Source organism: Citrobacter sp. KH_055_1 (assembly GCF_057838705.1).
Genome location: NZ_CM174473.1, coordinates 4,425,077 through 4,437,425 on the forward strand (window position 1 = coordinate 4,425,077; position 12,349 = coordinate 4,437,425).

Consider the following 12,349-nt stretch of genomic DNA (forward strand, 5'->3'; position numbering starts at 1 on the left):
TCAGTGGGTTTTTATGTGCGCCAGCACGCATTACTCACATTTCTGTAACACAGATCACATAAAGAGTGGGTGGGGCGTAGGGGTAAGGAGGATGGAAAGAGGTTGCCGTATAAAGAAACTAGACACCGTTAAGCCACCTCTGTGTATCCAAGCGCACATCACCAAAAAGGATGGGGAATATGAAAATCAAAACCGGCGCACGCATCCTCGCATTGTCTGCATTGACGACGATGATGTTTTCCGCCTCGGCTCTCGCCAAGATTGAAGAGGGCAAACTGGTTATCTGGATCAACGGCGACAAAGGCTATAACGGCCTCGCTGAAGTGGGTAAAAAATTCGAGAAAGACACCGGCATCAAAGTCACCATTGAACATCCGGATAAGCTGGAAGAAAAATTCCCGCAGGTTGCCGCGACCGGTGACGGCCCGGACATCATCTTCTGGGCACATGACCGTTTTGGCGGCTACGCGCAATCGGGTCTGTTGGCTGAAGTTACGCCAGACAAAGCGTTCCAGGACAAACTGTTCCCGTTCACTTGGGATGCCGTACGTTACAACGGTAAACTGATCGCCTACCCGATCGCCGTTGAAGCACTGTCGCTGATTTACAACAAAGACCTCGTGCCAAACCCACCGAAAACCTGGGAAGAAATTCCTGCACTGGATAAAGAGCTGAAGGCGAAAGGCAAATCCGCCCTGATGTTCAACCTGCAAGAACCGTACTTCACCTGGCCGCTGATTGCTGCCGACGGCGGATACGCGTTCAAGTTTGAAAACGGCAAATACGACGTCAAAGACGTGGGCGTGGATAACGCTGGCGCGAAAGCGGGTCTGACCTTCCTGGTCGATCTGATTAAGAACAAACACATGAACGCGGATACCGACTACTCCATCGCTGAAGCGGCCTTTAACAAAGGCGATACCGCGATGACCATCAACGGTCCGTGGGCCTGGTCGAACATCGATAAGAGCAAGGTGAACTACGGCGTAACGCTGCTGCCAACCTTCAAAGGCAAAGCGTCTAAACCGTTTGTCGGCGTACTGAGCGCCGGTATTAACGCCGCCAGCCCGAACAAAGAACTGGCGAAAGAGTTCCTCGAAAACTACCTGCTGACCGATCAGGGTCTGGATGAAGTGAACAAGGACAAACCGCTGGGTGCCGTCGCGCTGAAATCCTTCCAGGAAGAGTTAGCGAAAGATCCACGTATCGCGGCCACCATGGGTAACGCCGAGAAAGGCGAAATCATGCCGAACATCCCGCAGATGTCTGCATTCTGGTATGCCGTTCGTACCGCAGTGATCAACGCCGCCAGCGGTCGTCAAACCGTTGATGCTGCGCTGAAAGATGCACAAGGTCGTATCACCAAGTAATGCTGTAGCGCACGTGCCGGATGGCGGCATGAATGCCTTATCCGGCCTACAAATCACTGTAGGCCTGATAAGCGCAGCGCCATCAGGCATTTTTGCCGACAGATGTTCAAAGTTGTAGAGGAAGATCCCCATGGATGTCATTAAAAAGAAATACTGGTGGCAAAGCGACACGCTGAAATGGTCAGTGATGGGTCTGCTGGGTCTGCTGGTGGGCTACCTTGTTGTTTTGATGTACGCTCAGGGGGAGTACCTGTTTGCCATCATGACGCTTATTTTAAGCTCTGCTGGCCTGTATATTTTCGCCAACCGTAAAGCCTATGCCTGGCGCTATGTCTATCCTGGCGTGGCTGGTATGGGGTTATTTGTTCTGTTTCCACTCATTTGCACCATTGCAATTGCCTTTACCAACTACAGCAGTACCAACCAACTGACCTTTGAACGCGCCCAGGAAGTCCTGATGGACCGTTCTTATCAGGCGGGTAAAACCTACAACTTTGGTCTGTATCCGGCGGGTACGGAATGGCAACTGGCCCTCACCGACGGTGAAACAGGTAAAAATTATGTCTCCGACGCCTTTAAATTTGGTGGCGAGCAGAAACTACAACTGAAAGAAGCCGAAGCGCTGCCAGCAGGTGAACGTGCCACGCTGCGTATCATCACGCAAAACCGCCAGGCGCTGACCCAACTGACCGCCGTGCTGCCGGATGACAGCAAGGTTATTATGAGCTCGCTGCGCCAGTTCTCCGGTACGCAGCCGCTGTATACGCTTGCTGATGACGGCACGCTCACCAACAATCAGAGCGGCGTAAAATACCGTGCCAATAACGATATTGGTTACTACCAGTCACTCGCGCTAGACGGTAGCTGGGGTACAGAGAAACTCAGCCCAGGCTATACCGTCGCCATCGGCTGGGATAACTTCACCCGCGTCTTTACCGATGAAGGCATTCAGAAACCGTTCTTCGCGATCTTTATCTGGACCGTCGTCTTCTCGGTGCTCACCGTCATCCTGACCGTTGCCGTCGGTATGATTCTGGCCTGTCTGGTGCAATGGGAATCGCTGAAAGGCAAAGCGATTTATCGCGTGCTGCTGATTCTGCCTTACGCCGTGCCGTCGTTTATCTCGATACTGATTTTCAAGGGGTTATTTAACCAGAGCTTCGGTGAAATCAACATGATGTTGAGCGCGCTGTTCGGCATCAAGCCGGCCTGGTTCAGTGACCCAACCACCGCGCGTTCGATGATTATCATCGTCAACACCTGGCTGGGCTATCCGTACATGATGATCCTGTGCATGGGGCTGCTGAAGGCGATTCCCGACGATCTGTATGAAGCCTCGGCAATGGATGGCGCTGGCCCATTCCAGAACTTCTTTAAGATTACGCTGCCGTTGCTGATCAAGCCGCTGACGCCGCTGATGATCGCCAGCTTTGCCTTTAACTTTAACAACTTCGTGCTGATTCAGCTGTTGACCAACGGTGGCCCGGACCGACTCGGTACCACCACGCCAGCCGGTTATACCGACCTGCTCGTCAGTTACACCTACCGTATCGCCTTTGAAGGCGGCGGCGGTCAGGACTTCGGTCTGGCGGCGGCGATAGCCACCCTGATCTTCCTGCTGGTCGGTGCGCTGGCCATTGTGAACCTGAAAGCTACACGTATGAAGTTTGATTAAGGGAGATAACGACAATGGCTATGGTCCAACCGAAATCACAAAAGTTACGTTTATTCGCAACGCACTTAGGTCTGCTGATTTTTATCGCGGCAATTATGTTCCCGCTGCTGATGGTCATTGCCATCTCGCTGCGCGAAGGTAACTTCGCCACCGGCAGTCTGATCCCGGAAAATATCTCCTGGGAGCACTGGAAACTGGCGCTGGGCTTTAGCGTGGAACACGCGGATGGCCGCGTGACGCCGCCTCCGTTCCCGGTGCTGCTGTGGCTGTGGAACTCGGTGAAAGTGGCCACCATTACCGCGATCGGTATCGTGACCCTCTCCACCACCTGTGCTTACGCCTTCGCCCGCATGCGCTTCCCAGGTAAAGCCACGTTGCTGAAAGGCATGCTGATTTTCCAGATGTTCCCGGCGGTACTGTCGCTGGTGGCGTTATATGCCTTGTTTGACCGTCTGGGCCAGTACATTCCGTTTATCGGTCTGAACACCCACGGTGGCGTGATCTTCGCCTACCTTGGCGGCATTGCGCTGCACGTCTGGACAATCAAGGGGTATTTCGAAACCATCGACGGTTCACTGGAAGAAGCGGCCGCGCTGGATGGCGCAACGCCGTGGCAGGCATTCCGCCTGGTGCTGTTGCCGTTGTCGGTGCCGATTCTGGCGGTGGTGTTCATTCTGTCGTTCATCGCCGCAATTACCGAAGTCCCGGTCGCCTCACTGTTGTTGCGTGATGTGAACAGCTATACCCTGGCAGTCGGTATGCAGCAGTATCTCAATCCACAGAACTATTTGTGGGGCGACTTTGCCGCTGCAGCCGTGCTTTCTGCTATTCCGATCACCCTGGTGTTCCTGCTGGCCCAGCGCTGGCTGGTTAACGGCCTGACGGCAGGCGGTGTGAAAGGCTAAGTTTCATCGATGTACCCGCCCGGCAACGGGCATGCCACTGCAACCCTCAACTTATGTTATCCCAACCTGTGACTGTTTTTCGGCGCTCTACGGAGCGCCCTTTTTTTATGTAATTTTGCATTGCTGTTACGATTATTTTCTTTCGTGCTCGCCATCACTGCAATTTTATTTCTCGCCTGAGCGGACATTAATTAAACAGAGTGAAGATCACAGAAAAGACAAAACGTAATTGCAATGTAAAAAATGATAATTGTCATACCTGCCTGTTAAATCCACCATCACAACACTGATAAAAAGAGCTGTATCTTCTAAGGCAGGTCTGAATGAATACCCAATATAATTCCAGTTATATTTTTTCGATTACATTAGTTGCCACATTAGGAGGACTGTTATTCGGCTACGACACCGCCGTCATCTCCGGTACCGTCGAGTCCTTAAATACGGTTTTTGTCGCCCCACAACATCTGAGTGAATCCGCCGCAAACTCACTGTTAGGCTTCTGCGTCGCCAGCGCGCTAATTGGCTGTATCATCGGTGGTGCGCTGGGTGGCTATTGCAGTAACCGCTTTGGTCGTCGCGATTCACTCAAAATCGCCGCGATCCTGTTCTTTATTTCCGGCATCGGTTCCGCATGGCCGGAATTAGGATTTACCGCCATTAATCCGGATAATGCTGTTCCTGTTTATTTAGCCGGATACGTCCCCGAATTTGTTATTTATCGCATTATTGGTGGTATCGGCGTCGGTTTAGCCTCCATGCTCTCACCGATGTATATCGCAGAACTGGCCCCGGCACATATTCGTGGAAAACTGGTTTCCTTTAACCAGTTCGCGATTATTTTCGGGCAACTGATGGTCTACTGCGTAAACTATTTTATTGCCCGTTCCGGCGACGCCAGCTGGCTGAATACCGATGGCTGGCGTTATATGTTTGCCTCTGAAAGCATTCCCGCCCTGCTGTTTTTAATGCTGTTGTATACCGTACCGGAAAGCCCACGCTGGCTGATGGCGCGCGGCAGACACGAGCAGGCGGAAGGTATTCTGCGCAAAATTATGGGCAGCAATCTTGCTACCCAGGCGATGCAGGAGATCAATCAGTCACTGGAGCACGGTCGCAAAACAGGCGGGCGTCTGCTGATGTTTGGCACTGCGGTCATCGTCATCGGCGTCATGCTGTCCATCTTCCAGCAGTTCGTCGGCATCAACGTTGTTCTCTACTACGCGCCGGAAGTTTTTAAAACCCTGGGCGCCAGCACCGACGTCGCGCTGTTGCAGACCATCATCGTGGGCGTAATCAACCTGAGCTTCACCGTGCTGGCGATCATGACGGTCGATAAATTTGGCCGTAAACCGCTGCAAATTATTGGCGCGCTGGGTATGGCCATCGGCATGTTCAGCCTCGGTACTGCGTTTTATACCCAGGCTTCTGGTCTGGTGGCGCTGCTGTCGATGCTGTTTTATGTTGCGGCATTCGCCATGTCCTGGGGCCCGGTGTGCTGGGTACTGCTGGCTGAGATTTTCCCCAACGCGATCCGTGGCAAAGCGCTCGCCATTGCGGTGGCCGCCCAGTGGTTGGCGAACTACTTTGTCTCCTGGACCTTCCCGATGATGGACAAAAATTCGTGGCTGGTTGCCCATTTCCACAACGGTTTCTCCTACTGGATTTACGGTTGCATGGGCATTCTGGCGGCGCTGTTTATGTGGAAGTTCGTACCGGAAACCAAAGGCAAAACGCTGGAAGAACTCGAAGAGCTGTGGGAACCCGCAGCAGAGAAAACGCAGCCCGCGTCTGCGCAGTAATCAACGTAAACAACACGCCGCAGCCCAATGCGGCGTGTTATTTTTTACTCACGCTTCAACCGTTTGGAATTACACAGCCACAGCGTGATCACCAGCAGCAGGATCGCTGCGGAATAGATCAACACGTCCATGGGAGCTTTATGATCGACGATGATCAACCGCACAATCGCCGTGATCCCGATATAAACAAAGTAGCGCAGCGGAAAGTGAAAACCTGACTGAAAGTACTTCACAATCAGCGCGATAAATTCAAAGTAGAGGAAGTAAACCACCAGCCCTTCCACCAGCTCATATTTGCTGGTTTGTTCCGGCGCGAACAGCACATCCGCCAGATGCAGCGTCTCTTTGCCGAGGAATACCACCAGAATCAGCCCCAGACTCAGTAGCCCAAGATTCAACACAGTCTGTAACATCGTGGAGATAAACTCCACGCGCGGACGAGATATCGGCGTCATAGCAGCCCCTTTTGCTCAATGGCGAAGTTCCTGTATAACGCAAAAATGTGACGGAGATCTACATTTTTTGTTTATGTTTTGTTCACTCAACGGTTCTTGCCGGATGGCGGCTTTGCCTTATCCGGCCTACCGTAGGCCCGGTAAGCGTGGCGTCACCGGGCGATCAACATTCACATCAACGGAAGTTCTCACTCCTGTCACTGGTCATATCGTACAAACCAAACTTACGCCCAAGCTGCTGACCACCGTCGCGCGTCAACGGCGTCCAGCCAATTGCCGCACGGCTGCGGGTTGGTCCCGAGGAGAAGAGATCCAGCGGCACGGAGACATACACGCCTTTGGTGAAATCACCTTCCCCATACTCATCCGGTGATGCATCGGTGAGGGTTGCATAACCGCCGACCACCACGCCGCTGTCGAAGCGTTTGGCGATTTCAAGGGTCCCGCCTTTATCGCCCGCCAGGTACTGCCCCACGCTGGCTTTTACCAGTACATCCTGGGCAAACGACGGGTTCCAGTACGCCGTCAGATGTCCGGTCTTCACGCTGTAGTCGGTGAATTTCATCATGTCCTGCGCACTGCGCCAGTCACGCTGCTTCACATAGTTGGCGTCAACGCCAAACGCCCAATTGCTGTCCAGTGGACGGTACAGCACTTCAGCCCCTGCGCCGCCAAACATGGTTTCCAGATAGCCACCGTACACTTGTCCGTAAAACCCGTTGCCGAGTGACTGGAAGTAGTTGGCCTGCAGGTTATTCACATACACATCGTTCTGCACGTAGTCACGGACGTGAGTACGGACCCGCGGCAAATGTGAATCACTGGGCGGATTGGTGTAGTTAAACTTGTCGTAGTTATTGGCCAGGTTAGCAAACAGACTGCCGGTCGTGAGCAGATGGTCTGTCACCCACAGATCTGCCGTTCCCATGACACCCAGCTGATACATATAGAAGTTTTCCGGGCCGCCCACGGACTGGTTGAGTACCGGATCAATGTGAAAATCAAAGCGTGATTTATCGATATACCAGCCCTGCTCGGTGGTCTGCGGCACCACGGGCTCCACGCGCTTTTGCACCAGCGGTGTTTCATGGCCCAGCGGCTCGCCTTGCAGATGATCCTGCAGACTCGCAACATCTGTTTCGGTGGTGACCTGCGGTAAATTCAGGCGATTTTCCGTAATACGGATCGTACGAATCCCCTCAGGGAGATCGTTCATTACGATCCGATTTGCCCGTTCGATCCCTTCCCGCGAGTCACGGTATTTCACCTGTTCGCCGGTCACGTACAGCGTATCGCCCTGCACCTGGAGTTTCGGATCCGCCAGCCCGGCGTTGTATTTCAGTAGCGTGAGCTGATTCGCCACCACCGAATGTTGCAGGATGGCATCCTGCGGCTGGGGCTGATATTGCGGTCGCGCGTTGTCGTTATACGTTGGTCGCAGATCGTTGAAGTTCGTGCGTAGCGTGACACCGAACATAAAGGTATTACCGCGCTCGTAGCTGAGGTTAACGTCGGCCCAATCGGTGACGCGGTAAATGGCGCCGACGTTAAACTTGCTCTTCTGATCCAGCTTGCCGGCAAAATCCTGCTGGTAGTTGTTACCCTCATATTCCAGCTTCAGGCGCAGCGGCTGCCAGGGCGTCTGGTATTCCACGCCGCCAAACAGTGACGCAGGGCCGTGGAACATCTGGCTACCGTCGATGGAGCCCGCCTGTTTATAGCTGTTATCGCGATAACAGAATTTATCGCTGTACGAGCACAGCGGATTACTCACATTACCGCTGGTACCAAGATATCCCCAGCCAAGACCAAGCGAGAAATCAAACGGCCCCCAGGCTTTGTTGGCCACGATGTATTCCGCATCAAACAGACCGGTTCCGCCGATATCCCGTGCGCCAACCGCGACCTGCGGCATCCAGTAGCTCTCTTCCCACAATCGCAATTTGAGATCGAACGCTTTGTCTTTATACGTCTGATCGCCTGAAAATGACTCCACGCTACTGTATTTTTTGGTGCGCACATCGGTATAGCGTAAGGTCGTTTCCAGCCACGGGAACAACTGCACCGACGCGGAGTAGTAACGGTACTGATCGTTATCGCGGTAGTTGAGGCTCATTTCCCCTTCACGCGCCATCCGCGCGGTTGGCGTTTGCAGCAGCCCCACACCGCCAAAGTCAGACTGGGAAGGCCCAATCGGCGCAGGGTACGTTTCACCGTGGCAGGCCGTGCTGATACCCAGCGCCAGCAGGCTGAGCAGATAAGTTTTTCTCATTATTCAGGTATCCGCTGGGTCAGAGTACGAAGAATGTCGGCATTGATTTGATCCGGGGCGCGGCTCCAGACAGAGTCAGACAGCCCAACAAAAATGATGCTGCCGGGCATCGGCTCAACGTGACGTTTATTCCAGTAAGCGACCGGTACTTTTTGCGTGCGTCCATCGGGATAGACCACCCACGCATAGCTGCGATCTGCACCGCTCAGCAGACTTTGTCCGGCGAGATAGCTGGCGATATCACGCCCTGGCATAAACGGCTGTTTACCCGGATGATTGATCGCGCCAAACAGGGTGATTTCCGTTGGCTGAGGCCCAACCCACAGCGTGTAGTTGCCCTGCAACGGCGGATTCCCCCGTTCACTCACCCGCACCGCGTCCGGGTCGAGATTCACCCGCTGTCTGCCGGTTACCTTCAGGGTCTGAATTTGCTGGCGTAGCGTGTTGATAGCGGCTGCATCGTCGCCGCCTTCTTCTGCACTCAGCGCCGCCAGCCGTCCCAACAGCGTCTGTTGCTGGCGCTGCGCGGTAACCGTCGCCAGCTCTTCCCCGATCACCGCCGCGGGCCACCAGCTATTCGCCAGCGTGGGTTGACCCACCAGATCGATAAGATGTTCCGCGCCGGTCAGCGTTTTCGGTTCTGCACTGCCTGAGGTGATCACTTTTACCGTTCCTGCGGCAAAAACAGATGCCGCACAAAGGCTAAAAGTCAGCGCGGTAATCATTCGTTTCATCATGATTTTGCCGCCTTGATCAGCGTGGTCTTCACCGGGAAATAATTCGCACCCAGATACTGCTCTGACTGGCGAATCATCCCGTCACTGTCGATCCAGTAACGGTTATGCCAGCGAGTCCGATCGGTGGTGACTTCTTCATCCAGTACGCGTACCGGGGTATCTTCGCTGGCAACCCGAATGCTGTCAGTGCCGTCCCATCTGAAGACCGAACGGGCAGTGGCGTAGCGCACCTGCTTATGCTCGGTCCAGCCCATCGTGCGGGTCCAGGTGACGCCATCAACAATCTGGTTTGGTTTGATAAGCGGGTCCGCCGCCAGATTATTCACCGCGATCAGGTTGTCTCCGCCCAGCAGCGTTTTCACCAGACGCCCGTGTTGCGTTACGAGCATGGCCTGGTCCTGGGTGACCCATTTCTGCTGCCCGTTTTCAGCGAAAGCGAGCACCACAAACAGCTGCGGACCGCCGTTAAGCTGCATGTACTGGCTGGCGTAAGGCATGTTGTGGATATCATCATCCGTCATCTGTACGCCGGGAGTACCCAACACGCTTTGCCACAGCGAATGACCCAGCCCTTCGGTGGTAGCTGAACACGCCTGTAATAACAGACAAACCAATATGAGCGCTGGTCGCATCACGACGTTTCTCCGCATTATTGCCGGGTGGCGCGACGCTTACCCGGCCTACAAATCCCACAGGCTTTTGGAAATTCAAAATAACCACACCGAAGTGTGGTTATGGTTAATCCCCTTCATACTTCAGGGGCTACGTACCGGAATTACTGGGTACTGGTGGTCGTGGTGGTGGTGGTTCCGGTATTCGAACCATCGCCACCGCCGGTTGCCGCCAGGGCGACCCCCACCGCGGAGCTTACGGTGCTCACGCTGGTTGCGGAGGAACTTCCTGCCGAAACCGACGCGGCTGCCGACCCTGCCGCCTCCCCCACCTGAACGGGGGCAGCATAGACAGAGGTCGTCGCAAGCGCAGATATAGCCAACAGGCCATACAGTACTTTTTTCATCACAATATCCCTTCATTGTATGAATGGAGATTTACCCAAAAGAATTTCGGGCGAGATCGAGTATACACAACCGAAAGTGTGTAAATTACGCCGCGCAGGAATTTAGGATAATTAGAAAAAAGTGGGAGATAACATTATTAAAAAATACACAAATCAATATAAATCAATCACATGTAATAAATACATAAATAATGCAATATCCGTAAAATCTGAAAATCATTGTGTTAAATCTAACGTGGTATAATTATTTTAGGATTAAACTCAATTAAATCCCATGTAATGCGGAAGACAAGATAAATTATCTTATAAAAAAAGCCGATAATAATATCGGCTTTTTTTATAAGTAATCAGTAAATTCATTCGAATTGCAGCAAGGCGGCAAGCCCGTTAATCCCCGGGAGCATAGATTACTATGTGACCGGGGTTAACGAACGCAGCCAACACCGCTGCGGTTCGAAGGAAGAAGCTGATTAACGCCAGGACTTATAACGGTTAATCAAACCGTTAGTCGAGCAATCATGGCTGTTGATCTCTTGATCATCGTTCAACTCAGGCAGAATGCGGTTCGCCAGCTGTTTGCCCAGCTCTACGCCCCACTGGTCGAAGGTGAAGATGTTCAGGATAACGCCCTGAGTAAAGATTTTATGCTCATACAGCGCAATCAGTGCACCCAGGCTGTACGGAGTGATTTCGCGCAGCAGGATAGAGTTCGTAGGACGGTTGCCTTCGAACACTTTGAACGGCACAACGTGGTCCAGCGTCGCCGGATCTTTACCCTGGTCGCGGTATTCTTGTTCAACCACTTCACGAGACTTGCCAAACGCCAGCGCTTCGGTCTGGGCGAAGAAGTTAGACAGCAGCTTCGGATGGTGGTCAGACAGCGGGTTATGCGTGATAGCCGGAGCGATGAAATCACACGGCACCATTTTGGTCCCCTGGTGGATCAACTGATAGAACGCATGCTGACCGTTGGTCCCCGGCTCACCCCAGATGATTGGGCCAGTCTGGTAATCCACCGCATTGCCGTTACGGTCAACGTATTTACCGTTGGATTCCATGTTGCCCTGCTGGAAGTAGGCCGCAAAGCGGTGCATATACTGGTCGTACGGCAGAATGGCTTCGGTTTCGGCACCATAGAAGTTGTTGTACCAGATACCGATCAGCGCCAGCAGTACCGGCAGGTTTTTCTCCGCTGGGGTAGTGGAGAAATGTTTATCCATGGCGTGCGCGCCGGACAGCAGTTCAACGAAGTTGTCGTAGCCCACGGACAGGATGATCGACAGACCAATCGCTGACCACAGGGAATAACGACCGCCAACCCAGTCCCAGAACTCGAACATGTTGGCCGTATCGATACCGAACTCACCGACTGCTTTCGCATTGGTGGACAGCGCCGCGAAGTGTTTTGCCACGTGTTTTTCATCACCGGCGGTCGCCAGGAACCAGTCGCGCGCGCTATGGGCGTTGGTCATGGTTTCCTGGGTGGTGAAGGTTTTAGAGGCGACCAGGAACAGCGTGGTTTCCGGATTCACTTTCTTCAGTACTTCGGCGATGTGCGTACCATCGACGTTAGACACAAAGTGCATATTCAGGTGATTTTTGTACGGACGCAGCGCTTCGGTCACCATGAACGGACCGAGGTCGGAGCCACCGATACCGATGTTCACCACATCCGTAATCGCTTTGCCGGTGTAGCCTTTCCAGCTGCCGGAGATAATCGCTTCAGAGAAGGATTTCATCTTCTCCAGCACCGCATTCACTTCCGGCATCACATCTTTGCCGTCCACGATGATCGGGGTATTGCTACGGTTGCGCAGCGCCACATGCAGCACTGCACGATCTTCCGTACGGTTGATCTTCTCACCGGAGAACATGGACTTGATAGCACCGCTCAGGTCGGTCTCTTTTGCCAGGTCCTGCAGTTTCGCCAGCGTTTCTTCGGTGATGCGGTTTTTGGAAAAATCCACCAGCATCAAATCGTCAAACGTTGCGGAAAACTTGACGAAACGATCGCTATCTTTCGCGAACAAGTCCGCGATCGTAACGTCTTTCATCTCTTCAAAGTGTTTTTGTAGTGCCTGCCAGGCTGAGGTCTGCGTTGGATTGATGTTTTTCATT

10 protein-coding genes are annotated in these 12,349 nt (G+C 53.2%); 4 read left to right on the forward strand and 6 right to left on the reverse strand.

Features of this window, described 5'->3' with window-relative positions; genetic code table 11:
- The first annotated feature begins 179 nt into the window (after positions 1-179).
- The 4 genes from malE to xylE all read left to right on the forward strand — a co-directional run bounded on the left by malE (position 180) and on the right by xylE (position 5,749).
- Positions 180-1,370: a maltose/maltodextrin ABC transporter substrate-binding protein MalE gene (gene malE, locus AC3ITF_RS20805; RefSeq protein WP_096758727.1), complete on the forward strand. Its 1,191-nt coding sequence runs from the start codon at positions 180-182 to the stop codon at positions 1,368-1,370.
- Positions 1,371-1,500: 130 nt separating this feature from the next.
- Entirely contained in the window at positions 1,501-3,045 is a 1,545-nt protein-coding gene (malF, locus tag AC3ITF_RS20810; protein ID WP_117343610.1) for a maltose ABC transporter permease MalF, read from the forward strand.
- A 14-nt stretch (positions 3,046-3,059) separates the two neighbouring features.
- A complete protein-coding gene (malG, locus tag AC3ITF_RS20815) occupies positions 3,060-3,950 on the forward strand; it encodes a maltose ABC transporter permease MalG (RefSeq protein WP_043018069.1) in 891 nt (296 codons plus the stop codon).
- 323 nt (positions 3,951-4,273) lie between these two features.
- A complete protein-coding gene (xylE, locus tag AC3ITF_RS20820) occupies positions 4,274-5,749 on the forward strand; it encodes a D-xylose transporter XylE (protein ID WP_489175990.1) in 1,476 nt (491 codons plus the stop codon).
- A gap of 44 nt (positions 5,750-5,793) precedes the next feature.
- On the opposite strand, the gene psiE is transcribed toward xylE, so the two are convergent.
- From psiE to pgi, 6 genes are all read right to left on the reverse strand, one after another.
- On the reverse strand, positions 5,794-6,204 hold the full coding sequence (psiE, locus tag AC3ITF_RS20825; protein WP_096758732.1) for a phosphate-starvation-inducible protein PsiE: 411 nt from the start codon (positions 6,202-6,204) through the stop codon (positions 5,794-5,796).
- Between the two features lie 175 nt (positions 6,205-6,379).
- Positions 6,380-8,476 carry a YjbH domain-containing protein gene (locus tag AC3ITF_RS20830; RefSeq protein WP_174361432.1) on the reverse strand — a complete coding sequence of 699 codons (2,097 nt, stop codon included), beginning with the start codon at positions 8,474-8,476 and terminating at the stop codon, positions 6,380-6,382.
- Positions 8,476-9,213, reverse strand: coding sequence for a capsule biosynthesis GfcC family protein (locus AC3ITF_RS20835; protein ID WP_137399217.1), 738 nt, complete (start codon positions 9,211-9,213; stop codon positions 8,476-8,478). Before AC3ITF_RS20835 ends, AC3ITF_RS20830 begins: the two co-directional genes overlap by 1 nt.
- Positions 9,210-9,848, reverse strand: a complete 639-nt coding sequence (locus AC3ITF_RS20840) for a YjbF family lipoprotein (protein ID WP_115259714.1) — start codon at positions 9,846-9,848, stop codon at positions 9,210-9,212. Before AC3ITF_RS20840 ends, AC3ITF_RS20835 begins: the two co-directional genes overlap by 4 nt.
- Before the next feature lie 140 nt (positions 9,849-9,988).
- The gene (yjbE, locus tag AC3ITF_RS20845) at positions 9,989-10,231 is read right to left on the reverse strand and encodes an exopolysaccharide production protein YjbE (protein WP_096758736.1); all 243 of its coding nucleotides are present in this window, start codon (positions 10,229-10,231) and stop codon (positions 9,989-9,991) included.
- Positions 10,232-10,701: 470 nt separating this feature from the next.
- A complete protein-coding gene (gene pgi / locus AC3ITF_RS20850) occupies positions 10,702-12,348 on the reverse strand; it encodes a glucose-6-phosphate isomerase (protein ID WP_137399218.1) in 1,647 nt (548 codons plus the stop codon).
- Between the last annotated feature and the right edge of the window lies 1 nt (position 12,349).